This window comes from Erwinia sp. E_sp_B01_1, from assembly GCF_036865545.1.
GTDB lineage: Bacteria > Pseudomonadota > Gammaproteobacteria > Enterobacterales > Enterobacteriaceae > Erwinia.
In genome coordinates this window covers 571,083-595,152 of sequence record NZ_CP142208.1, presented here as the reverse complement: position 1 = coordinate 595,152, position 24,070 = coordinate 571,083, and the positions used below count along the sequence as shown (strand labels likewise).

22 protein-coding genes and 1 pseudogene are annotated in these 24,070 nt (G+C 55.0%); 15 read left to right on the top strand and 8 right to left on the bottom strand.

The genetic code is table 11. From position 1 onward, the window contains the following. Positions 1-24: 24 nt before the first annotated feature. The 3 genes and pseudogenes from VRC33_RS02780 to VRC33_RS02770 form a co-directional block, all read right to left on the bottom strand. The gene (locus VRC33_RS02780; protein WP_338560630.1) at positions 25-1,503 is read right to left on the bottom strand and encodes a SulP family inorganic anion transporter; all 1,479 of its coding nucleotides are present in this window, start codon (positions 1,501-1,503) and stop codon (positions 25-27) included. Continuing rightward, positions 1,500-1,616: pseudogene (locus tag VRC33_RS02775) on the bottom strand (carbonic anhydrase); the annotation flags it as partial. The pseudogene VRC33_RS02775 and the gene VRC33_RS02780, both read right to left, overlap by 4 nt. A gap of 669 nt (positions 1,617-2,285) precedes the next feature. Continuing rightward, the gene (locus VRC33_RS02770) at positions 2,286-3,605 is read right to left on the bottom strand and encodes a gluconate:H+ symporter (RefSeq protein ID WP_338560628.1); all 1,320 of its coding nucleotides are present in this window, start codon (positions 3,603-3,605) and stop codon (positions 2,286-2,288) included. Positions 3,606-3,781: 176 nt separating this feature from the next. On the opposite strand from VRC33_RS02770, the gene VRC33_RS02765 reads away from it, so the two are divergent. Both VRC33_RS02765 and VRC33_RS02760 read left to right on the top strand, forming a co-directional pair. After that, positions 3,782-5,791, top strand: a complete 2,010-nt coding sequence (locus VRC33_RS02765) for an NADPH-dependent 2,4-dienoyl-CoA reductase (RefSeq protein WP_338576883.1) — start codon at positions 3,782-3,784, stop codon at positions 5,789-5,791. Between the two features lie 92 nt (positions 5,792-5,883). Then, positions 5,884-6,600: a polyphenol oxidase family protein gene (locus VRC33_RS02760; RefSeq protein ID WP_338560626.1), complete on the top strand. Its 717-nt coding sequence runs from the start codon at positions 5,884-5,886 to the stop codon at positions 6,598-6,600. 197 nt (positions 6,601-6,797) lie between these two features. On the opposite strand, the gene rlmG is transcribed toward VRC33_RS02760, so the two are convergent. Further along, positions 6,798-7,925 carry a 23S rRNA (guanine(1835)-N(2))-methyltransferase RlmG gene (gene rlmG, locus VRC33_RS02755; protein WP_338560624.1) on the bottom strand — a complete coding sequence of 376 codons (1,128 nt, stop codon included), beginning with the start codon at positions 7,923-7,925 and terminating at the stop codon, positions 6,798-6,800. A gap of 82 nt (positions 7,926-8,007) precedes the next feature. On the opposite strand from rlmG, the gene VRC33_RS02750 reads away from it, so the two are divergent. Beyond that, positions 8,008-8,511 carry a M48 family metallopeptidase gene (locus VRC33_RS02750; protein ID WP_338560622.1) on the top strand — a complete coding sequence of 168 codons (504 nt, stop codon included), beginning with the start codon at positions 8,008-8,010 and terminating at the stop codon, positions 8,509-8,511. Between the two features lie 61 nt (positions 8,512-8,572). On the opposite strand, the gene VRC33_RS02745 is transcribed toward VRC33_RS02750, so the two are convergent. Then, on the bottom strand, positions 8,573-10,264 hold the full coding sequence (locus VRC33_RS02745; RefSeq protein WP_338560620.1) for a chloride channel protein: 1,692 nt from the start codon (positions 10,262-10,264) through the stop codon (positions 8,573-8,575). A gap of 235 nt (positions 10,265-10,499) precedes the next feature. Between VRC33_RS02745 and VRC33_RS02740 the strand changes: the two genes are divergently transcribed. From VRC33_RS02740 to sstT, 3 genes are all read left to right on the top strand, one after another. Further along, positions 10,500-11,498: a Gfo/Idh/MocA family oxidoreductase gene (locus VRC33_RS02740; protein WP_338560617.1), complete on the top strand. Its 999-nt coding sequence runs from the start codon at positions 10,500-10,502 to the stop codon at positions 11,496-11,498. Between the two features lie 249 nt (positions 11,499-11,747). Further along, positions 11,748-12,722: a TerC family protein gene (locus tag VRC33_RS02735; protein WP_338560614.1), complete on the top strand. Its 975-nt coding sequence runs from the start codon at positions 11,748-11,750 to the stop codon at positions 12,720-12,722. 232 nt (positions 12,723-12,954) lie between these two features. Continuing rightward, positions 12,955-14,187: a serine/threonine transporter SstT gene (gene sstT / locus VRC33_RS02730; protein WP_338564002.1), complete on the top strand. Its 1,233-nt coding sequence runs from the start codon at positions 12,955-12,957 to the stop codon at positions 14,185-14,187. Between the two features lie 58 nt (positions 14,188-14,245). On the opposite strand, the gene VRC33_RS02725 is transcribed toward sstT, so the two are convergent. Continuing rightward, a complete protein-coding gene (locus VRC33_RS02725) occupies positions 14,246-15,736 on the bottom strand; it encodes an altronate dehydratase family protein (RefSeq protein ID WP_338560612.1) in 1,491 nt (496 codons plus the stop codon). A gap of 10 nt (positions 15,737-15,746) precedes the next feature. Then, positions 15,747-17,195 carry a tagaturonate reductase gene (locus VRC33_RS02720; RefSeq protein WP_338560610.1) on the bottom strand — a complete coding sequence of 483 codons (1,449 nt, stop codon included), beginning with the start codon at positions 17,193-17,195 and terminating at the stop codon, positions 15,747-15,749. Between the two features lie 584 nt (positions 17,196-17,779). Here VRC33_RS02720 and VRC33_RS02715 point away from each other — a divergent pair. From VRC33_RS02715 to VRC33_RS02680, 8 genes are all read left to right on the top strand, one after another. Beyond that, positions 17,780-18,457, top strand: a complete 678-nt coding sequence (locus VRC33_RS02715) for a DedA family protein (RefSeq protein WP_338576881.1) — start codon at positions 17,780-17,782, stop codon at positions 18,455-18,457. Continuing rightward, entirely contained in the window at positions 18,457-18,843 is a 387-nt protein-coding gene (mzrA, locus tag VRC33_RS02710) for an EnvZ/OmpR regulon moderator MzrA (RefSeq protein WP_338560607.1), read from the top strand. Before VRC33_RS02715 ends, mzrA begins: the two co-directional genes overlap by 1 nt. Positions 18,844-18,997: 154 nt before the next feature. Next, positions 18,998-19,372 (top strand): DUF1090 domain-containing protein, encoded by a 375-nt coding sequence (locus VRC33_RS02705; RefSeq protein WP_338564000.1) that lies wholly within the window; start codon positions 18,998-19,000, stop codon positions 19,370-19,372. A 43-nt stretch (positions 19,373-19,415) separates the two neighbouring features. Continuing rightward, on the top strand, positions 19,416-19,721 hold the full coding sequence (locus VRC33_RS02700; protein WP_338560605.1) for a YqjD family protein: 306 nt from the start codon (positions 19,416-19,418) through the stop codon (positions 19,719-19,721). A gap of 2 nt (positions 19,722-19,723) precedes the next feature. Beyond that, the gene (locus VRC33_RS02695) at positions 19,724-20,116 is read left to right on the top strand and encodes a phage holin family protein (RefSeq protein ID WP_338560603.1); all 393 of its coding nucleotides are present in this window, start codon (positions 19,724-19,726) and stop codon (positions 20,114-20,116) included. Then, positions 20,116-20,397, top strand: a complete 282-nt coding sequence (locus tag VRC33_RS02690) for a YqjK-like family protein (RefSeq protein WP_338560601.1) — start codon at positions 20,116-20,118, stop codon at positions 20,395-20,397. Before VRC33_RS02695 ends, VRC33_RS02690 begins: the two co-directional genes overlap by 1 nt. Before the next feature lie 242 nt (positions 20,398-20,639). After that, positions 20,640-21,032, top strand: a complete 393-nt coding sequence (locus VRC33_RS02685) for a DoxX family protein (protein WP_338560599.1) — start codon at positions 20,640-20,642, stop codon at positions 21,030-21,032. 135 nt (positions 21,033-21,167) lie between these two features. Next, positions 21,168-22,154, top strand: coding sequence for a glutathione S-transferase family protein (locus VRC33_RS02680; RefSeq protein ID WP_338560597.1), 987 nt, complete (start codon positions 21,168-21,170; stop codon positions 22,152-22,154). A gap of 88 nt (positions 22,155-22,242) precedes the next feature. On the opposite strand, the gene VRC33_RS02675 is transcribed toward VRC33_RS02680, so the two are convergent. After that, entirely contained in the window at positions 22,243-23,145 is a 903-nt protein-coding gene (locus tag VRC33_RS02675; protein WP_338560594.1) for a LysR family transcriptional regulator, read from the bottom strand. A gap of 124 nt (positions 23,146-23,269) precedes the next feature. Between VRC33_RS02675 and VRC33_RS02670 the strand changes: the two genes are divergently transcribed. Next, positions 23,270-23,974, top strand: coding sequence for a pirin family protein (locus tag VRC33_RS02670; protein WP_338560592.1), 705 nt, complete (start codon positions 23,270-23,272; stop codon positions 23,972-23,974). Positions 23,975-24,070 lie beyond the last annotated feature (96 nt).

Below are 24,070 nucleotides of genomic sequence, written 5' to 3'. Positions count from 1 at the left end.
GATGGGCCTTTCTCTTTCTGTCGCTTATGCCAGTTTCACCGGCCACTGATTCAGGACAATCCCGCGTTTACGTGCGCCCTCGCCAAAATCCTTCAGCACGGCTTTAACATCCGGATCGATGTATTCGGCATTGTCATTTTCCACAATCACCACGCTGTTTTCCGGAATTTCAGCCAGCAACCCTTTCAGCCGCGGGTTATGCATAAAGGTGAGGTTTTGCTGGAAGCGCAGAACGAAGTGATCTTCATGACGCGTCAACAGCATGGCGCCACGATGGCTTTTATAGATGCTGAACAGGATCTGCGTTGCCAGACCAATCCCGATACCGGCCAGCATACCAAACACCAGGATGCCGCCAATGGTCGCCAGGAAAGGGACATACTGCTGGGTGCCCTGACGGAAATGCTCTACAAACAGGCGCGGTGCCGCCAGCTTGTAACCGGTATGCAGCAGTACAGCAGCCAGACTGGCGAGCGGGATGGCGTTCAGCAGCGTGCTGAAGTAAAGACCACAGATCAGCAAAAGCGCACCGTGGATCAGGATCGAGAGTTTAGTCTGCGCGCCGGCGCTGACGTTGACGGAGCTGCGCACGATCACGGCGGTGATCGGCAGTCCCCCCAGGAAGCCACTCAGCAGGTTACCAATACCCTGAGCACGCATCTCTTTATCCGGAGACGGGGCCGGCGTCTGTGAGCGCAGCTTTTTTAGCGCTTCCTGACTCAGCAAGGTTTCCAGGCTGGCAACAATGGCCAGCGTCACAGCAACCATATACACCGCGGGATTCTGCCAGGCGTTCCAGTCCGGACGTTCCAGCTCGCCGGTCAGCGCCTGAAGACTGTCAAAAGCAGGCAGGGAGATACGCGACAGGCTGCTGATAATCTCCGGGAACATTCTGCCGCCGACCAGGGTAGCCAGGCAGCCAACCAGCACGGCCACCAGAGGGCCCGGCATCCAGCTTAGCGCTTTGATGTTTTTCACGGTTGGCGTGGACCAGAACCAGAGAATAAACAGGCCAACCCCTGAGACGACAATAGCCGGGATGGAGACGCTGAACGCGCCACCGGTCACCCATGTCCCGAGGTCGCTCCCTTCCGCTGCGCCCAGCGCCACGGGGATCTGCTGGATAATAAGCAGGAGACCAATAGCTGCCAGCATTCCTTTAATCACGGTTCCCGGCACCAGGGTAATAAACCGCCCTGCCCGCATCACGCCCAGCAGGAACTGCAAAACGCCTGCGATCATCAGCGCGAACAGCAACGCCGAAAACGTCCCCAACGTTTCCATTGCGCCGGTAACAATGGTCACCAGGCCAGCCGCCGGGCCGCTGACCGCAAATTTAGACGGGCTGAAAGTGGTGACCACCAGCCCGCCAATCACACCGGTCAGCAGGCCAACAAAGGGCGGAAGACCGCTGGCCTGCGCAATTCCCAGACACAGCGGTAAGGCGACCAGAAACACGACCAGACCAGCCGGGATATCCCGACGAAGAGTATTCAGGTTCATGGCGATTTTTCCTCTGCACTTTGCTGGCTTAACTCTTTCAGATGCACGGAATGCAGGTTATACACGCAGCCGGAAACATCCAGTTCAACGCCGCGCTGCAAAGCCCAACTCCGGTTTTTTGCTAACTGGGGTTTTAGTGTCGTCAAAATACAGTCTCTCTTTCAGGACAACAGGAATAAACCTGGGCGCCAAATAAATGGAAATAAGTGTTAACAGAGAAGACACCTCCGCACTCAGTATGTACATAACGGCTGTAACAAGTTATGACATTTTAGCCCGACATTACTTATTAAGATTATTCCTGGCAAGAACGCCTGAATAGAAATGTAATTTTTATTAAATAAATCCTGACAGCATTGATTTTTATGTGATTGCTATTTCAGTTTACTAAATTTGAAAATGAATACTTATTAACCCATACATATCATATAGATAAAATCATGATGTGCTATTGATAAAATATCCGTCATAAGTATTTATTATATTTACGCCAGCGTAATAAAAAGACAGATGTCTCTTTTAAACACGGCGTTCTCATTCATTTAGCAGGCCTGAAAATTAATTAAGGGCGATACGGACTGGAAAGTTATTTATTTCTACCGGGACAAATGAGCGGGATAGTAATAACGCGGATTATCAAGAATCGTCAGAAATGGCTGGAAATTTTTATAAATCTTTACACATACTTCTGCTATTAATGATTTCGGATGAAGTGAGTTTAAAACCTGAATCTTTCATTCAAGGCCGGGTTTTACCCTAAAACCCGGCTCAGAAAAGCTGAATCAGTGAATGATGGCGTTGAGGATCAGGACGCCGCCCAGGCCCAGGAACGAAATTAACGTTTCCATAACCGTCCAGGTTTTCAGCGTTTCCACCACGGTCAGGTTGAAATAGCCTTTGAACAACCAGAAGCCGGGATCGTTAACATGCGAGGCAATAACGCTTCCGGAACCCACCGCCAGCACCATCAGCGCCGGATCGGTATGGGTGATGGCAATGATCGGCGTGACAATCCCGGCGGTAGTGATCGCCGCGACGGTCGCCGATCCAAGCGCAACCCTCAGCATGGCCGCTACGGTCCAGCACATCAGCAACGGCGACAGGGAGGACCCTTTCATCAGATCGGCGATGTAGTTGCCCACGCCACTGTCTACCAGCACCTGCTTGAATGCACCGCCACCGGCAATAATAAAGACGATCATGGCTATAGCGGCTATCGAGCTGCCGCACATCTCCATCACCTCTTCCATCTTGCGTCCGTTGCGCAGCCCCAGAGTCAGTACCGCCACCACTACCGAGATAAACAGCGCTACCGCCGGATTACCGACGAACTCGAAGAACTGACGCAGGGCATTTTCTTTCGGCATCGTCAGTTCGCATATGGCGGCGAGCGCCATCAGGATCACCGGGATCACTGCGGCAAAGATGCTGATCCAGAAACCCGGCATCTCGTGTTCTTCAAAGATTTTCGGATTGAACAACCCTTCCGGGGGTTCACGCTCGAAGCTTTTCAGGAAGCGGGAGAAGATGGGACCGGCGACAATCACCGTAGGGATAGTAATAATCAGGCCATAGAGCAGAGTGGTGCCGATATTAGCGCCAAAGATAGTCGCTATGGCCGTAGGGCCGGGATGCGGTGGCAGGAAGCAGTGAGTGACGGAGAGCGCAGCCACCATAGGCACACCGACATACAGCAGCGGCATTTGCGCCGCCGCCACAACGGTGAACACCAGCGGCAGCAGCAGCACGAAGCCCACTTCGTAAAACATCGCCAGCCCGACGATTAACCCGGTGACAACCAGCGCCCACTGCAGGTACTTTCTACCAAAGGCGGCAATCAGGGTGGTGGCGACGCGTTGTGCGGCACCGGTATCGGAGACTAACCTGCCGAGCATCGCCCCAAAACCCAGGATCAGCGCCAGGGTGCCCAGCGTGCCGCCGATCCCTTTTTGAATAGAAGCCACGACCGCCAGCGGCGTCATCCCTTCCGCCACGCCAACCACGGCCGAGACAAACACCAGCGCTATAAAGCCGTTCACTTTGAAGACGATCATCAGCACCAGAAGCAGGATCACGCCAACCGCTATGATGGTTACAGGCATTGTATTTCCTTGAGATAAGAGTCAGAGGATGAATTAGGTGTAGTTGCTTCTGGCCGCCCACGCCGCTTGTGAGCGCAAATACCTGGCGGCACATCACACTCCGGTTATCAGCACTTTGCGGATGGGCTTTTCATCGCTAAAGTAGAACTCATCCGACCACTTACTTTCAGGGTCCTATGTCGATTTCCTTGTTCTCTCCTCTTGATCTGGGCTTTACCCAGTTGAAAAATCGCGTGCTGATGGGATCGATGCACACCGGGCTGGAAGAGCATCCGGATGGGCCGCGTCGGCTGGCGGCCTTTTATGCCGAACGGGCAGCGGCAGGCGTGGCGCTGATTGTCACCGGGGGAATAGCGCCTTCGCCGGAAGGTGTGGTGATGGCTGGCGCTTCCGTGCTGGATCGCCGGGATCGGCTGGATCATCATCGTCTGGTAACCGAAGCCGTTCATCAGGCGGGCGGAAAGATTGCGCTGCAAATTCTCCATGCCGGGCGCTACAGCTATCAGCCCGGGCTGGTTGCGCCCTCGCCGCTTCAGGCGCCGATCAATCCTTTTAAGCCGCATGAGCTCAGAGAGGAGGAGATTTTCAGACTGGTCAGCGATTTTGCCCGCTGTGCTTCGCTGGCGAAAGAGGCGGGTTATGACGGCGTGGAGATCATGGGGTCGGAAGGCTATCTGATTAATCAGTTTCTCGCCGCGCGAACCAACCAGCGTCAGGATCGGTGGGGTGGCGATGAAACACGTCGTATGCGCTTTGCCGTTGAGATCGTCACTGCAGTGCGGGAAGCGGTGGGCCGTGAGTTTATTATTATTTTCCGGCTGTCGATGATCGATCTGGTGGAGCAAGGCAATACCTTGCCACAGACGATAGCGCTGGCCAGAGCTGTTGAGCAGGCAGGTGCCACGCTGATCAATACCGGCATCGGCTGGCATGAAGCCCGGATCCCGACTATTGCGACCTCTGTACCACGCGCTGCGTTTGGCTGGGTGACAAAACACCTTCGCCAGCACCTTAGCGTGCCGCTGATCGCCACCAACCGCATTAATCATCCTGATGTGGCACAGGCGCTGCTGGATGAAGGCTGTGCTGATATGGTGTCGATGGCTCGCCCTTTCCTGGCCGATGCCGGATTTGTAGCCAAAGCGCAGCAGGGCCGCAGCGATGAAATCAATACCTGCATCGGCTGCAATCAGGCCTGTCTGGATCAGATCTTCGCCGGGAAAATCACCTCCTGCCTGGTGAATCCCCGTGCCTGCCACGAAACGGAAATGCCTGTTCTGCCAGTTCAGCGCGTTAAGCGTCTGGCGGTGGTTGGAGCCGGTCCGGCGGGCCTGGCATTCGCGGTGAATGCGGCTTCGCGTGGCCATCAGGTCACCCTGTTCGATCGCGCAGGAGAGATTGGTGGACAGTTCACTGTTGCCCGGCAGATCCCTGGTAAAGAGGAGTTCAGCGAAACGCTGCGATACTTCCGCCGCCAGCTGATGCTGACAGGGGTGACGCTGCATCTGAATACCGGGGTGACGGCTTCGCAGCTGGCAGAGTTTGACGAGGTGGTGCTGGCCACCGGCGTGCTGCCAAGAACGCCAGAAATACCCGGCATCGATCACCCTTCGGTGCTGAGTTATCTGGAAGTGATCCGCGACAAAAAACCGGTGGGTCAGCGGGTCGCGCTGATTGGCGCAGGCGGCATAGGGTTTGATACCGCCGAATATCTCAGCCAGCATGGCCCTGCCACCAGCCTGAGCATTGCGGCCTTTTGCCTGGAGTGGGGAATTGACCAGACGCTGGAGCAGCCTGGCGGGCTGGTGCCACCGGTAAGGCCGGAAGCTGAACGCCAGCTCTGGCTGCTGCAACGTAAACCCGGCAAGCCGGGCGCGGGGCTGGGCAAAACCACCGGCTGGATCCACCGCGCCAGTCTGCAAATGCGCTCGGTGAAGATGTGGGGGGGCGTGCAGTATCTGAAAATTGACGATCGCGGGCTGCATATCCTGCGTGATGGCGAGCCAGTGTTGCTGGAGGTGGATAACGTGGTGATCTGTGCCGGACAGGAGCCAAACCGGGAACTGGCCGGTTCGCTGAAGCAGGCCGGTAAGCCTGTGCATATTATTGGCGGAGCAGATGTGGCGATGGAGCTGGATGCGCGGCGGGCTATTGCACAGGGTACCAGGCTGGCGCTGGCGATTTGAGAAGTGGAAAGGCCGAATTAACGTCTTTAAAAATTAACTTCTCCTCCGTAAAGTGGAGGCATTGTTCGCCCTACCGTAAAAAGGACCGGATCATGCCGCAAACCTGGCGCTCTCCCCTGCTCTCTTCTCTGCCCTGGCTCGATCACGCCTTCCTGCCTGCCGGGGTCCGTCCTCCTGAAGAGAGCCTGTATAATCACCAGCGTCACAGCCCTGACGTGGTGCTGGATACCGCTGCGCTGCCGGTCAAAAGCCGCGAGGCAGATGGTTTGATTGGCACCGGTACGCGCCCGGTTTCGGTCTATACCGCCGATTGCCTGCCGGTTCTGATTGCCGATACCCGCACAAAGCAGGTCGCCGCCGTGCATGCGGGCCTGAATGGCGCGCTGGCTGGCGTGCTGATCAATACGATCCGCCTGCTGTGCGAACGTGGCGCCACGCCAGAGAGTCTGTTTATCGCCATCGGGCCAGCGATTGGTCCCTGCTGCTATGAACTCGGCCTTGAGCGAATTGAGCGCATTCATCAGGAAAACCCCAATGACCTTGCCGGGCTGATCGCCTTCTCATCAGTGCAAGCGACCAACCCGCAGGCAGTTCGCGCGCAGGCGGTGGGTACGACTCAGGGCGTATGGTTTGATTTGCCGTTGCTGGCGAAAAGAATGGCGATGCGGGAAGGCGTGCCGGACGCACAGATAGAGTTGAGCCAGCTCTGTACCTACTGCATGGCAGAAGAGCAGGCCAGCTATCGCCGCAACAGCCATTTTGATCACGGTTATCAGCAGCGCTTTTCCTGGATCGGACGACGCAGCTGATCTCCTGCTTATGTGCATACCGCCTTATCAGAAGGCGACTCAGGTGCCTTAAAGCTGATAATAAAAAGGCCAGTCGTTTTCACGACCGGCCTCAAATTGCTGACGAACCCTAAAGCGATGGGAGCCTGCACTATGTCAATAACCCAAAGCCAGTCGTCTACACGACCGGCCTTTTCCCTGTCTTTCAGCGGAGGTGCTTAACGCAGTTTCACCGAGCGCAGGATCACAAACTTCTGGTTTGAAGCCACGGTGGTGCAGTTACCGAACAGCTTCTTCATTTTGCGGTAGTAATCCAGATGACGGTTACCCACGATGCGCAGCTCACCCCCGTACTGCAGGCAGCGACGTGCATCACGGAACATCTGCCAGGCGATGTAATCGGTCAGGGTGTTCTGCTGATGGAACGGCGGGTTACACAGCACCGCGCTGAAACTCTCAGACGGGAAACCAGCCAGCGAGTTGTTCACTGAGAACTGGCAGCGGTCGAGATCGTCCGGCCTGTTCACTTCCACATTCATCTCGCTGGAAGCCACCGCCATCCATGACTCATCAATAAAATGCACCTGCGCCGCCGGGTTCTGATCCAGTGTGGTCAGGCCGATAACGCCGTTACCACACCCCAGGTCGGCGATCTCGCCTTCAAGGTTGTCTGGCAGGTTAGCCATAAAGAAGCGCGCCCCGACATCCAGACCGCTGCGGGAGAAGACGTTGGCGTGGTTATGGATCTCGTAAGGGGTATCATCCAGCGGCCAGATTGAGGTCAGCGGCGCATCGGCCAGCGCTGGCAGCGTAGGCTGGCAGAAAATCAGCCGGGCTTTTTTCACCGCCAGAGAGGTGGTGGTGACGCCTAACACTCGCTCAAAAAGATTCAGCGTGGAGGTGTGGATATCCTTAGCTTTACCGGCAGCGATAATCTGCGTTTCCGGCGTCACAACACTGCGCAGGGAACGCAGCTGGTGCTCCAGCAGAGCCAGCGTTTTAGGGATTTTGATCAGTACGCGGGCTGGCGTGACTGGCAGTGGCGAGAGGCTGTTGATAAACTTCACGTCGCCTTCATCCATCGCATTTGCATTCAGGTTCTGGCGGGTGCCCAGCTCGCCCATCAGCGAGTCGCTGATGCTGTAAAGGTCTTCGCCAAACAGGCCGCAGGCCAGGGCGCCAAAGGTATCATTGAAGATAAAAGTCGGGCCGTTGACCTGGCTCTCCGCCACGTGTTGCAGCAGATATTCATCAGCGGCATCCCACGCCTGTAGCGGGCTCTCTTCGCGCGTCTGGGGAAAACGGTGCAGCGTCAGCGTGCGGTGGCTCAGTTCAAGTTCGCTCATGGGATCTCCGGCGTGGTAAAATTCCCGCGATTTATCCCCTAAAACGGGCTAACAGTAAACTTTTTTCTTTCCCGGAGTCAGCATGTCATCGCTTATTTACCTGCAGGGTTACCCTGAGTCCCTGCTGTCACAGGTGCAAACGCTGATTGAACAGCAGCGTCTGGCAGAGGTGCTGCAAAAGCGTTACCCCACCAGCCACACCATCACCAGCGACAAAGCGCTGTACGATTACGCCCTGACGCTGAAGAATCTTTCACTCAGAAATGCCCCACCGCTGAACAAAGTGATTTATGACAGTAAAATAAAAGTGATGAAGCACGCGCTAGGGCTGCATACCGCCATTTCGCGCGTGCAGGGCGGCAAGCTGAAGGCCAAAGCTGAAATCCGCGTGGCGACCATTTTTAAGCAGGCTCCGGAAGCTTTTCTGCGGATGATCGTGGTTCATGAGCTGGCGCACATTAAAGAGAAAGATCACAACAAAGCTTTCTACCAGCTCTGCTGCCATATGGAGCCGGACTACCATCAGCTGGAGTTCGATACCCGCCTGTGGCTTACCGAGCAGGCTCTGCGGGGACGCGAGGGATAGACGCTGGCAAAATAACAGCAGTGATGAAAATGCGGGAGGCGCGGTAACGCTCCCCCCGGTTTCAGAGGAAATCTTTGGCTTTCTGAATCAGGCTGGTTTTGGTTAACGCGCCGAGATACTTCTTCTCCAGCGGATTGTTCAGCACCGGCAGGCGCTCCAGCGTGACTCTGGCAAACGCTTCCCATCCTTCCGTGATAGTCTGATTTTCAAAAATATAGGGGAAGGAATCATCCATCACGCAGCTTACCGGCGAGTCCAGAGTGATCTCCTTATCCAGCACTTTTCGTGAGATATCGTGCATTGAGACGGCGCCCATAAACCTGCCGGTCTCGTTGATAACATAGACAAAACGCTCCCGCTTCAATGAGCTGACCGCCAGCGCTTTCCCCACCGTGTCCTCCGGCCTCAGCGCCGCGCCGGAGACGATAAACTGCGAGATAATGCCGTTATCGAAATCGAATTTCGCATCGGAGCGGCTGAAGTGATTCTTGATCACCGGATAGGTGCTGCTGGATTGCAGACGATAGACGGTCATTGAGGCCAGCACGCAGGCAATCATCGTCGGGAACAGCAGGCTGCTGTTCAGCGTCATCTCCAGCACCATCAGCATCGCCATCAGCGGGGCCTGGCTGACCGAGGCGAGCACTGCGCCCATCCCTACCGCAGCAAATACCAGCGTGTTGCTGACCGGCCAGCCAGCGAGGCTGGCCAGCGTTGCCACCACCACGCCAAGCACCGCGCCAATCAGCAACGACGGCGTGAAAAGCCCCCCTACCGCATTAGATCCCACTGAAACCGCTGTAGCGATCATCTTCAGTGCCAGCAGAATAAGCAGCCCCTTGAGCACAAAGCTCCCCGCCATGATCTCCACGATCACTTCGTAGCCGTTTCCCAGAATATTGGTGCTGCCCGTCGCCATTGTCCCCACGATCGCGCCGCCCAGCCCCAGCCGCAAAGGCAGGCTTTTTATCCGGCCAAAACGCTGCCGGCTCTGGTTGATCAGCCAGATCATCGCCCAGCCCACCAGGCCGGCCAGCAGCCCGACGATAATGGTCAGCAAAATATTACCCGGCGTCAGGTCAAACTGGGCATGAGAGAAGGGGTAGATCGCGGAGCGGTAGCCCAGCGTCCACATGGTCAGTACGGCTACCCCGGAGGAGATAATTAACGGGATCAGGCGCTGTAATGCCGAGATGCCGAAGGCAATCTCCGCCACAAAAATCGCCGAAGCCAGCGGCGCGTGATAAACAGAGGAAAGCCCCGCCGCGGCGGCCATTGCCACAATATCGCTGTTTTTCAGCGCCAGATTGCGGAAGCAGAGCCGCCCCATCAGGCTGCCGCTCAGCGCCGAGAGCTGCACCATCGGCCCCTCTTTACCGATTGAGGCACCGCTGCTGATACTGGCAATGGAGGAGAGCGCACGGAACAGCGAGGTTTTGGTCGGAACCGCATCCAGCCGGGCATTGATCACTTCCAGATAATCGGTGCGAACCGTCTCTTTCTGCTCTATCGCTGTGGCGTAGCGCAGGAAGAAACCCGCGATCAGCCCGCCGGTCCCGACAATCAGCGGCCAGAAATACCAGGAATAGACGCCAATAGCCTGGGTCACATCCTGCCGCGATCCAAACACGGCGGCGTTGATCAGTTCAATAGTCTGGCGAAATCCCAGCGTCACCAGCGTGGCCACCAGCCCCACCGGGATCGCTACCAGGATGCTGGTCCAGTTCAGTGCGTGTTTACTGCCCGTGCTCATTGTGTCTGCTCACCCCTGAGTGGCCGCCTTTTCTCTTATCGTGAAAGAGGATGCGTTAAAAATCAAACGCCATGATGCCGCATCCCGCCCCACAACGCCGGTGATAATCGTCATACTCAACCACTTTTTTTAGGCATTGCCCGTGCTGACTCTCGTGCTACTCTGATCAATAACGCCGTGGGCAGGCTAATGCACTGCCCTGACCCGTCCTGACCTGTGGAGACTGAAACCCGCCATGATCCGCTTCGCTATCGTAGGGACCAACTGGATCACCCGCCAGTTTGTCGACGCCGCGCATGAAACCGGCAAAATGAAGCTCACCGCCGTCTACTCCCGCTCGCTCGACCAGGCCCAGTCCTTCAGCAAAGATTATCGCGTCGAACATCTGTTTACTTCGCTGGAACAGATGGCGCAGTCGGAGGATGTTGATGCGGTCTATATCGCCAGCCCCAACGCCCTGCATTGCCAGCAGGCGCTGCTGTTTCTCCAGCATAAAAAACATGTGATCTGCGAAAAGCCCCTCGCCTCCAACCTGCGTGAAGTGGAAGCGATGATTGCCTGCGCGCGGGACAATCAGGTGGTGTTATTTGAAGCGTTCAAAACCGCCAGCCTGCCCAATTTTCTGATTCTGCAGCAGTCGCTGCCAAAAGTCGGCAAATTGCGTAAAGCGTTGATTAATTACTGTCAGTACTCTTCCCGCTATCAGCGTTATCTGGATGGTGAGAACCCAAATACCTTTAATCCGGCCTGGTCCAACGGCTCGATTATGGATATCGGCTACTACTGTCTGGCCACGGCGGTCAGCCTCTGGGGCGAACCTTATAAAGTGACCGCCACCGCTTCCCTGCTTGAAAGCGGCGTGGATGCTCACGGCACCGTGGTGATGGATTACGGCGATTTTGACGTCACGCTGCTGCACTCCAAAGTGAGCCAGTCCGTGGTGCCCAGCGAAATTCAGGGAGAGGAGGGATCGCTGGTCATTGAGCAGGTTTCTGAATGCCAGCGCGTCAGCTTTATGCCCCGCGGAGCCAGGGTGCAGGATCTCAGTCATCCTCAGCATATCAATACCATGCTTTACGAAGCTGAGACGTTTGCCAGGCTGGTGGAGAACCACGAGATTAACCATGCCGGGCTGGGGACCTCACGCGCTACGGCAAAACTGCTGACCGAAATACGTCAGCAGACGGGTGTCGTCTTCCCGGCTGATGGGCTGCCCGACGACGTCGCTGTGTAAATATTTCTAAATATTTCCAGTTATGATTGACCTGTGTCGCGCCGGACCGTATCTTCTGGCGCAGCATAGGGGAGTAACTTCAATGCCGATTGATCGTCAGCACGGTATCAGGTGATACCCGGTCGTCGGGCAACAGGGATCAACCCTGCTGTAAGTGAGACCTGGCTTGTTTCCGAAACGTCCGTTGATCCTCTGAGAGGTACAGCGACCGTTCCGGCCAGCCATTTTTCATCTTTACAGGATACTTCTATGCACTCTGTTGGCACGCCTCTGCTGTGGGGCAGCTTTGCCGTTATCGTGGTCATTATGCTGGCTATCGATCTCTTCCTTCAGGGCCGCCGCGGCTCGCAAACCATGTCAATGAAACAGGCTGCGCTCTGGTCATTGCTGTGGGTCACCCTTTCCCTGCTGTTCGCTGCCGGTTTCTGGTGGTATCTCGACGGCAATATCAGCCGCGAAGTCGCCAATACGCAGACCCTGGCTTTCCTGACCGGTTACGTGCTGGAAAAAGCGCTGGCGGTGGATAACGTCTTTGTCTGGCTGATGCTGTTCAGCTATTTTTCCGTGCCGCCTGCTATCCAGCGTCGCGTCCTGATCTACGGAATTCTGGGCGCATTTGTGCTGCGTACCATGATGATCTTCGCCGGCAGCTGGCTGGTCTCTGAGTTCAGCTGGATCCTGTATATCTTCGGTGCCTTCCTGATTTTCACCGGCATCAAAATGGGTATGGAAGGCAGCAGTGACGAAGCAGGCAGTATCGGAGATAAACCGATGGTGCGTTGGCTGCGCGGCCATCTGCGGATGACTGAAACGATGGAGGGCGAGAAGTTCTTCGTCCGCCGCAACGGCATTCTGTTCGCTACCCCGCTGTTGCTGGTGTTGATTATGGTGGAGCTGAGCGACGTGATTTTCGCCGTCGACAGCATCCCGGCGATCTTTGCCGTTACCACCGATCCCTTTATCGTGCTGACCTCTAATCTGTTCGCCATCCTCGGCCTGCGTGCGATGTACTTCCTGCTGGCTAACGTGGCGGAGCGTTTCCATATGCTGAAATATGGTCTGGCCGTGGTGCTGGTGTTTATTGGTGTGAAGATGCTGATAGTCGATTTCTACCATATTCCGGTCTCCATCTCGCTCGCGACAGTTGGCAGCATTCTCGGCATTACCCTGCTGGTTAACGCGTGGGTTAACTACCGCAACGACCAGAAGCAGCTGAGCAAGTAAAACCCGTGTTGATCAGGACTGGTGCCAGCCAGTCCTGGTTGACTCAGGTCACACCCTTTTTCATCAGCCCCGGATAAAAAGCAGCTGGGGCAGTTTTTCGCGACTTTTTCCTTCCCCTGACATCACATTTCCTTATACTCACCCGCGCAAACACACCGGTGTCGCATCTTTCAGCGCAACTGACGCTGAGGCACACCGCTATTTATAATTAAACTGGTTTTTAACTATGAGTATGGAAAAAAGTCGTCCCGGGCTGCTGCAGCGTCTGATGCAGGGAAGCCTGGTCACCCAGATTATGATTGGGCTGGCTGCGGGCATTGCCCTGGCGTGGTTCTCCAGAGACACCGCGCAATCCGTTGCCCTGCTGGGTACCCTTTTTGTCAGCGCGCTGAAATCGGTTGCGCCTCTGTTGGTCATGGTGCTGGTCATCTCCTCCATCGCTAACCATCAGCACGGCACCAAAACCAGTATCCGGCCGATTGTGATCCTCTATTTACTGAGCACCTTTTTTGCTGCGGTGGTCGCTGTGGTCTGCAGTCATCTGCTGCCGCAAACCCTGACACTGACCGATGCCAGCCAGGCTATCACCCCACCTTCAGGTATTCTGGAAGTGCTGAACGGCCTGCTGATGAGCATGGTTTCCAACCCGATAGACGCGCTGATCCATGCAAACTATATCGGGATTCTGGTCTGGGCCATTGGTCTTGGCTTTGCCTTCCGCCACAGTAGCGATACGACGCGTGCCTTCCTGAATGATGCTTCCGATGCCGTGACTTATCTGGTGCGGATTGTCATCCGTCTGGCACCAATTGGTATCTTCGGCCTGGTCGCATCGATACTTGCCACCACCGGCTTCTCGGCATTGTGGGATTATGCGCATCTGCTGGGGCTGCTGCTGGGTTGTATGCTGCTGATGGCGCTGGTCTTTAATCCAATCCTGGTGTACTGGAAGATTCGCCGTAATCCCTATCCGCTGGTGTTTACCTGCCTGCGTGAAAGCGGCGTGACGGCTTTCTTCACCCGCAGCTCTGCCGCCAATATTCCGGTGAACATGGCACTGGCGAAGAAGCTCAATCTTGATGAAGACACCTACTCGGTTTCGATTCCGGTGGGCGCCAATATCAGTATGGCGGGCGCATCAATAACCATTACCGTTCTGACGCTGGCAGCGGTGAATACGTTGGGGATTCATGTGGATATCAGCACGGCGATCCTGCTGAGTCTGGTGGCTTCAATCTGTGCCTGTGGCGCATCCGGCGTGGCGGGAGGTTCCCTGCTGCTGATCCCGGTGGCCTGTAATATGTTTGGCATCCCTAACGAGGTGGCAATGCAGGTTGTTGCGGTGGGCTTTATTATTGGCGTACTGCAGGACTCGGCAGAAACGGCGCTGAATTCCTCTGCCGATATTCTGTTTACGGCGGCTGCCTGTATGGCTGAAGAGCGCCGCGAAGAGCAACGCATCTGAATCTGACAGCAGTAACAGGCTCGCCACATTGCCGTGGCGAGCCTGATCCTTCCCTTCCCTACAGCGTCACGCCGCTTTTAAAAATCGCCAGCTCACGAAAATCATTGATCTCATTTCTGGTCTGACGGCCATTGGCGATCTCCACCAGCGTGTCGACGAAACTGTCCAGCAAGGCTGGCATCTCAGTGCCCTTGATCAACGCACCGGCGTCAAAATCAATCCAGTGGGGCTTTTTCGCCGCCAGCTCGCTGTTTGTAGCCAGTTTGACCGTCGGCACAAATCCGCCGTAAGGCGTGCCCCGCCCGGTACTGAACAGCACCATATGGCAGCCTGCGCCCGCCAGCGCACTGGTTGCCACTGCATCATTGCCCGGCGCGCTGAGCAGGTTCAGGCCCGGCTGACGCAGCCGCTCGCCGTACTTCAGCACATCCACCACCTGGCTTTGTCCGGCTTTCTGCGTGCAGCCCAGTGATTTTTCCTCCAGCGTGGTGATGCCTCCGGCTTTATTGCCCGGCGAAGGATTTTCATAGATCGGCTGATGGTGATCGATAAAGTAGCGTTTGAAGTCGTTGATCATACTGACCGTTTTCTCAAACGTCGCTTCATCCCGGCAGCGGCTCATCAGGATGCGTTCGGCGCCAAACATCTCGGGTACTTCAGTCAGTACGGTAGTGCCGCCATTGGCGATCATCCGATCGGAAAAACGGCCCAGCAGCGGATTTGCGGTGATCCCTGACAGGCCATCCGATCCGCCACACTCCAGACCAAATTTCAGCTCGCTCAGACGCCCCGGTTCACGCTGGTCGTGACGCATCACCTCATACAGACGGCGCAGATGCTCAAGCCCCGCTTCCACTTCATCATCGTGCTGCTGAAGCGCCATAAAAGCGGTGCGGTCAGCATCGTAGTCGCCCAGAGTTTCGCGGAACACATTCACCTGGTTGTTTTCACATCCCAGTCCAATCACCAGTACCGCGCCCGCATTGGGGTGTCGCGCCATATTTTGCAGCATGGTGCGGGTGTTTTCATGATCCTGCCCAAGCTGCGAGCAGCCAAACGGGTGGGTGAACAGATGCACGCCATCAATACCTTCGGCCTCGTTGCTCTCTTTCAGAAAGCGGTTCACCATCTGCTTCGCGATGCCGTTCACGCAGCCTACCGTAGGCAAAATCCACAGCTCGTTACGGATGCCGACATCGCCGTTACGGCGCCGGAAAATCTGCACTTCGCGGTCGCCGGCCTGCGGCGGAAGCGTGGCAAAATCGGGTTGATAGCTGTATTCATCCAGGTCGCTGAGATTAGTGCGGGTATTATGTGAATGCAGCGTTTCCCCGGCGGCTACCGGCGCTGTGGCATGTCCGATCGGCAAGCCGTATTTCAGCACCAGATCGCCCACTGCCAGAGGCTGAAGGGCAAATTTATGCCCACGTTCCATCACCTGCTTTAGCACCACATCCTGTTCCGGAAACACCACCGTTTCGCCCTCATCCAGATCCGCAAGCGCCACTGCCACATTGTCATCGGGATGAATTTTTATGTATCGCTGCATAGTTATTTCCTCAGTTTACGCGGCGCAAAGCTTCGCGCAGGCCATCGCCAACGATCCGTTGCAGGTGTTCGGTGACGGCGGCAGTTAATCCGGTGATGTGGTTAAGATCGCGTCCCCAGTGCTGAACGTCGCCCAGCACGGTTTCTACCAGTTGCTGTGGGGCGATGTTCCCGCACTCAACCTGAGACCAGAGCTGGCTGAAACGCTGTAGCCAGTGGGCATCGTCTTCCAGCAGATATTCTCCTTCGGCACGTTTACCACGATAGAACGCCAGCAGGGCTGCAAAGGCAAAGGTGAGACGGACCGGAGGGAGGCCCGGTCGCTGCGAGCAGGTCAGAGTTTGCGGCAGCAAGCGGGTGCGGAATTTGGTCATACTGTTCAGTGCAATGGCCTGAAGCTGATGCTGAATAAAAGGGTTACGGAACCGGTTCAGAACAGCATCGGCGAAAGCGTTCAGCTCCCCGGCAGGCAGATCCAGCGTGGGGATGATCTCCTGGCGTATTAATGCGTCGATATAGCCTGAGATCTCCCGATCCTGCATCGCTTCACCCACCGTATCCAGCCCGGCCAGAAAAGCGACCGGCACCATCGCCGTGTGCGCCCCGTTAAGGATCGCCACCTTCTGCTCCTTGAAAGGCCTGATATCCTCAACGATCCGCACATTCAGCGGGCAACGATCCAGGCATAGTTCCTGCTCCAGCCAGGCTGGCCCCTGAATCACCAGAAGATAGTAGACCTCCCCCGTCACCAGATAGTTATCCTGATAGCCCAACTGCTGTTCAATCTCTCCGGCATCCTGCGGATACCCGGTGACAATGCGATCGACCAGCGTCGAACAGAAGGTGTTGTGCTGCTCAACCCACCCGGCGAAAGCTGAGGGCAGATCCCACTCCCGTGCGTAGCGAAGGACCAGCGCTTTTAACGCCTCGCCGTTATTATCTATCAGTTCGCAGGGCAGGATGACCCAGCCTTTATCGCTGCTTCCGGCAAAATGCTGCCAGCGTTCCCACAGCAGGCGGGTGAGTTTGGCAGGGAATGAGGCAGGCGGCATCGCCTCCAGGCTATCTCCTTCGGCATATTGAATTCCGGCTTCGGTGGTATTGGAGAAAACAAAACGGATAGCTTCATTCCGCGCCAGGGCAAGAAACGCATCAAATTGCTGATAAGGATGGATTTCCCGGTTGACTGACCGAATCAGCCTTGGCTCGCTCACCACTTCTCCCCTGGCATCGATACCCCGAATCAGCGTGGTGTAAAGGCCATCCTGACTGTTCAGCGTCCTCGTGGTCTGGCTGTTACGGGGGCGAACTACCACCACGCCAGCATCCAGATCGGTTTGTTCGTTCAGCAGATCGAGTTGCCAGTCGATAAAAGCACGAAGAAAATTGCCTTCACCAAACTGAATTATACGGTCCGGATGATCCCGCCCTGGAAAATCCCTGCGATTCAGCAACAACATGGCTTCATCCTTAACCTGAAGTAAGAGGAAAAATCAGCGCTTAAGCTGCGGCTGATTGACTTCCTCCTGTTTAAAAGTTAACGCGCCAACTGTCCCTGCTGCCGCAGGGTAATTGCAATTCAGATCACAGAATCAGGGTTTAATACTGTATAAAAAACCGGGCTGCCCATTATTTCGCCAGGCTCTTTTTCCGCCTGACACAGTTTGTTGCCGTAAATACCCCTGTGAGTCCGGATTTTCCTCTAAAGCCGGATAAATGGACTTTTTCCTGCAATATCAGCGGGTCAGCTCAGCAGGAAAAAGTGGCAATTATGTCAGCCTGTGTAAAACTTCTTTGCGTGGACCTGCTGCCCCTGTAAAACATCGAAGGCACCCTGTTTCCGCTGTCTCCTTAACCGCAATTTTGTTACAGTTAAGCGGCTTTTTTTACCCTTTGAGACGGCATTAAGCTTAGCGTGCCATTTTTTGTTTTACCCTGAAGAAACCGTCCGTGTTCAGAGTCAGACCCGCACAAATAATAACGATTAACTCTCCGTGCAGGCCTTGTTCAGAACACCGCTAACAATGATGTTCGGGAACACCCAATGGATATTTTTAAAACCCTGGTCCAAGCGTTGTGGCACCAAGACTTCGCCACCCTGTCCGATCCCACACTTGTCTGGGCTATCTACTTTGTCCTGTTCATGATCCTCTTTCTGGAAAATGGCCTGCTTCCGGCCGCTTTCCTGCCGGGTGACAGCCTGCTGATTCTGGTTGGCGTGCTGATTGCCAAAGGCACTCTGGCTTTCCCAATGACGTTATTTATCCTGACCACTGCCGCCAGCCTGGGCTGCTGGGTCAGTTATATTCAGGGTAAATGGCTGGGGAACACTCCCACGGTGCAAAAGTGGTTATCGCATTTGCCTGCCCAATACCATCAGCGGGCGTATCATCTGTTCCACAAACACGGCCTTTCCGCGCTGCTCATTGGCCGCTTTATCGCCTTTGTCAGAACCCTGCTGCCAACTATCGCTGGCCTTTCAGGCCTGAGTAATGCCCGCTTCCAGTTCTTTAACTGGATGAGCGCACTGCTGTGGGTGCTGATCCTGACGGTGATCGGTTTTGCGCTTGGGAAGACCCCCCTGTTTCGTAAATACGAAGATCAGCTGATGTTTTGCCTGATGATGCTGCCGCTGGTGCTGCTGGTCTTTGGTTTGTTTGGCTCACTGTTCGTGCTCTGGCGCAAAAAGCGCAGCGTGGACAATGAGAAAGGAAACTCATAATGTCGGCTTTACTTAAAAAATATTACTCCACGCGGATGCTTTGTATCCTGCTGGTCTGTCTCTCCGCGCTGATGATGGTGGCGTTTTTACCCGGCATCTTTCGCAATGAGACGGCGCTTCAAATCCGCGTTTCCCGCCAGGGAACGTCGCTGCCGGACGGTTTTTATGTTTATCAGCGCCTGAATGCTGAAGGGATCCGTATTAAAAGCATCACGCCAGATAACGACTCACTGGTGATCCGTTTTGATACTCAGGAGCAGAGCACCGCGGCAGAGAAGGTGTTACACCAGCTGCTGCCCTACGGGTTTGATATCGGTCAGATGGATCCGTCCGGTTCTTCACAGTTAATGAACCGGCTCACTCTTCGCAAGCAATCTGTGGGTTAACTTCCCTGGGGTTGTCCAGGCTATCCCTAAGAATCTTCTCTCTTTTTGAGCTTTTCGGGATTTCTGACTATGCTTACTTAGCCAGAGAACCCGGTTAGCGTTTTTTCAGGATATCGGGTCGTCCCGCGGCCCAACACAATGGAAGGTAACGATGATGAAATACCGCACTCTTCTCGGACTGAGCCTGTTCACTCTGGCCACTTTTGCCCAGGCGGCGGATTCTCTGTGTCTGCAAAAAGAGCAGGAGATCCAGCATGAAATCGACCTGGCTAACAAGCACGATAATCAACGTCGTGTTACTGGCCTGGAGCGCGCGCTGACTGAAGCGAAAGCGGGTTGCACCGATGAAAAGCTGAAAGCGCAGCATCAGGAAAAAATTGCCGAACACAAACGGCAAGTGGCTGAGCGCCAGAAAGAGCTGGCTGATGAAAAAGAAGATGGCGATGACAGTAAAAAAATCGCCAGGCGTGAGAAGAAACTGGCTGAAGCACAACATGAATTGAAGGAAGTCGAGGCTGCACCTTACTAAGTGCTGTTCTGACTCTCATTACTGACCATCAAAGGAGTTTGTCATGTCAAAAGATACAACGTCTGAACATCTGCGCGCTGAACTGAAAACCCTGGCGGATACGCTGGAAGAAGTGCTGAGCAACACCGGCGAAAAATCTAAATCTGAACTGGACAAACTGCGCAGCAAAGCACAAAGCGCACTGAAAGATACCCGTGCACGCCTGGGTGATTCTGGTGACCGCATTGCTCAGACCTCCCGTGAAGTGGCCGATCATGCCGATGTATACGTGCGTGAAAATCCCTGGACCAGCGTAGGTATCGGTGCCGCCATTGGTGTGGTGCTGGGTGTCTTGCTGACGCGTCGTTGATAATGGCAGAGTCTCAACAAAGCCAGGGCCCCGGCAAAGGGGTCATTAACATCGGACAGCGCATTGTCACCACCATGGTGGGGATAGTGGAAACCCGTGTGCGACTGGCAGTGGTCGAGCTTGAGGAAGAAAAAGCCAATCTGATACAGATGCTGTTGATGACTGGCCTCACCATGCTCTTTACCGCTTTCGGCTTGATGAGCCTGATGGTACTGATCATCTGGGCTGTCGATGCACAATATCGCCTGATGGCGATTGGCATCACCACTGCGGTGCTGTTCGTCCTTGCAATCATCTTTGGCCTCTGGACGCTGGCTAAGTCCCGCCGTTCAACGCTGTTAAGCGCCACCCGTAAAGAGCTGAAGTCTGACCGTAAGTTGCTGGAGGATGAGTGATGAGCCGCGAGCGTGATGAGCGTAAAGCCGATCTGCTGCGTCAGGTTCAACAGCAGCGGCTCGATCTGAGCGCCGGTAAAAAGCGCTTTCTGGAAAGCACTGCCCGTTACGATCAGGGCTGGCTGACGCTGGTCAGTTTGCGACGCTATGCGGCGGTTGGCAGTGGCTTAATGGCTATCTGGTCCGTGCGTAATCCCCGCATCATCACCCGCTGGGCCAAACGTGGCCTCGGTTTATGGAGTACGTGGCGCGTAGTGCGCAACTTTATGCCTAACCGCTAACCCTTCCGGCATCCTCGCCGGGAGGGCTTCACCTCCTGATCCCCCCTGCTCCAGCCTTTTCCGGCCCTGAATCACCTGTTCAATTTTCCTGAAGAACATCGACAGTTTATCTCGCTTACAATGATTCCCTTTCAAGAATATTATCTTTTCCAACGAAGGGAACTGAGCGCCAGCACGCATCAGACCTGAACTCACAGAGGCGGACAACGTTGTTCGTCAAAAGAAACTTGTCAGGATTAATCATGAAAAAATTAGAAGATATTGGCTTTTTAGTTGCGCGTATTCTGATGCCAGTGCTGTTTATTGTCGCGGGTTGGGGAAAAATCACCGGCTATGCAGGTACCCAACAGTATATGGAACACATGGGCGTGCCTGGCTTCTTCCTGCCTCTGACTATTCTGCTGGAATTTGGCGGCGGTCTGGCAATTCTGTTTGGTTTGCTGACCCGCTTCACCGCGATTGTCACGGCTATCTTCACCCTGATTACTGCTTTCGTGTTCCATGCAGATTTCTCAGTTGATGGTAACTCCATCAACTTTATGAAAAATCTGACTATCGCTGGCGGCTACCTGTTGCTGTTCATTACCGGTCCTGGCGCATTCAGTCTGGATCGCATCCTGAACAAAAAATGGTAAGCAACACCCGCTATACTCAGTAGCATCGAAGCGGGAACCGTTAAGCCCTTAGCTTTCGCTTTGCCGCCTGCCCGGGCGGCAGATGAAAGCCAGGGGCTGCGCCCGTTTTAACCATTCAGGGATTCAGGAGGATTTATGGGACAACTGATAGACGGTGTCTGGTACGACAACTGGTATGACACAAAATCCACCGGAGGGCGTTTTAAGCGTTCCGAAGCGGCTTTCCGTAACTGGGTTACCGTTGATGGCAAAGCAGGGCCAACCGGCAAAGAGGGCTTTCGTGCCGAGGCTGGCCGTTACCATCTTTACGTGTCTCTTGCCTGCCCCTGGGCGCACCGCACGCTGGTCATGCGCAAGCTTAAAGGCCTCGATCCCCTGATTTCAGTTTCTGTCGTGCATCCACTGATGCTGGAAAACGGCTGGACGTTTGATGATGATTTTCCCGCCGCTACGGGCGACAGCCTGTATCAGAACGAATATCTCTATCAGCTCTATCTGCATGCCGATAAAGAATACACTGGCCGCGTGACCGTTCCGGTGCTGTGGGACAAGCAACAACACACCATCGTCAGCAACGAATCCGCCGATATTATGCGGATGTTCAACAGCGCCTTTGATGCCGTGGGCGCCCGGGCTGGCGACTACTATCCTGAAGATCTGCGCAGCAAAATTGATGCCGTGAACGGCTGGGTTTATGACACGGTTAATAATGGCGTGTATAAATCGGGGTTTGCCACTTCTCAGGAAGCTTACGATGAAGCCGTGACATCCCTGTTCAGCTCGCTGGAGCGGCTGGAGCAGATGCTGGGACAGCATCGCTATCTCACAGGCAATCATCTGACGGAAGCCGATATACGCCTGTGGACCACCCTGGTGCGATTTGATCCGGTATACGTGACCCACTTCAAATGCGATAAATACCGCATCAGTGATTACCTGAACCTGAATGGTTTCCTGCGTGAGCTTTATCAGATGCCGGGTCTGGCCGAAACGGTCAACCTTGAACACATCCGTCATCACTATTATTGCAGCCACAAGACGATTAATCCGAACGGGGTGATTTCCGTTGGTCCTGCCTTTAACTGGGATGAGCCTCACGGCCGCGAAGAGCGGTTCCGCTAAGCTTTCCGCTGGCGAAAAAAAACGGCTATCCCTTTGTGGATGGCCGTTTTCGTTTTCACACCAGTCAGCTGTTCCTGATGTGGGGTCTTTAGCCGTTTCGCTTCGCCAGAAGCTTTGGAATTTCGCGCAGGCACCAGGCTTTAGCTTCTCCCATGCTGTCGCGTCGCCACGCCATAATAATCTCAATTTCGCCGGTATATTCCGGGCTCACCACGCGTAAGCGCCCTTCTGCAATGTCTTTTTCGACCATCGGATAAGGCATAGAAGCGACGCCCAGACCAGCCAGCAGCGCACGGTGCTTGTCTTCAATAGTGCTGACCGTAAGGCGCTGCTGTTTATCCAGCAGTTGAACAGTCAGAACCGGACGCTCACGGGCCGTATCAGCCACGGCGATGCCACGGTATTTTACCCTGGTCACTTCTGACAGCGGTTCCGGCTCATTATGAATGGGGTGATCGGGGCTGGCTACAATCACGCTCATCATGCTGTAAAGCTTTCGGGTGTTGATCTCTGAAGAGGCGCGAAAATGCATATCCGGTGCGATAACGATATCGGCCCGCCCTTGCTCAAGGCGTTCCCAGGCGCCAGCCAGCACTTCAGTTACCAGCGAAATCTGCGTGTTGGCTTTATCAGCGAGTTTGTCGAGCAGGGGAAAGAGGTATTCGCTGGGCACCAGCGCTTCAGTCACGATGGTCAGGTGCGTTTCCCAACCGCGAGCCAGCGCTTCTGCATCGGTTGTCAGCTTGTCGGCGGCTTCCAGCAATACCCTGCCCCGCTCAAGCAGCATACGTCCTACGTTGGTAAATTTGGTGCGGTGGCCTGAACGGTCGAACAACACCACATCCAGCTCTTCTTCCAGCTTCTGCATGGTATAGCTCAGGGCGGAGGGTACCCGGCCCAGCTCGTCTGCTGCCGCCGCAAAACTCCCCCGACGATCAATAGCATCCATTACTCGCAGTGCTTCCAGCGTCAGGGCGCGATCTTTGGCCATAGCGATTCTCTGTCAGGAATTTTGAATATACCGAGCAGATTAACTGGCTAACAATCTGGCGTCCAGAAACTTACCATAGAAGGATAATAAACGGTCTCGGAAACTCAGCGATCGGGGAGGATATATGATTACCAGTCGCACCGCGCAGGCGTGTGGCATGGCTGATTTTGGCTGGCTGCAAGCGCGTTACACTTTTTCCTTTGGCCACTATTTTGACCCTAAATTACTGGGCTACGCGTCGTTGCGCGTGCTCAATCAGGAAGTGCTGGCACCAGGGGCTTCCTTTCAACCCAGAACCTATCCAAAGGTCGATATACTGAATCTGATTTTGCAGGGTGAGGCAGAGTATCGCGACAGCGAGGGCAACTACATCACTGCACGGGCAGGTGAAGCATTGTTGCTGGCTGCCCATCCAGGCGTCAGCTACAGCGAGCTTAACCTCAGTAAAGATCAGCAGCTTACGCGGATGCAAATCTGGCTGGATGCCTGCCCCGAGCGTGAAAACGCCGCTGTACAGCTTGTCACTTTGCCGGGCAGAGCCCGCCACACTTTGCTTGCCTCTCCGGATGGTGCCGATCAAAGTTTACAATTACGTCAGCAGGTCTGGGTTCATCATGTCCGCCTGCAGCCGGGCGAAAGCCAGACCATAAAGCTTCATGGGTCACGCGCCTATGTGCAATCGATTCATGGTGGTCTGAGTGCGGTCACCGGTTCGCTGGCTAAAGAAGTGCTGGTCTGTGGTGACGGTGCCTTTATCAGCCAGGAAGAGAGCGTGACGCTGGAGGCGGACACGCCTCTGCGCGCGTTGATTATTGATTTGCCAGTTTAAAATTACGCTGGCACCAGGGAAATTTTCACAGCATTAAAAAACCCCGCCAATGCGGGGTTTTTTATTATCAGAACCGGTTGAAGCCACCGGTTTACG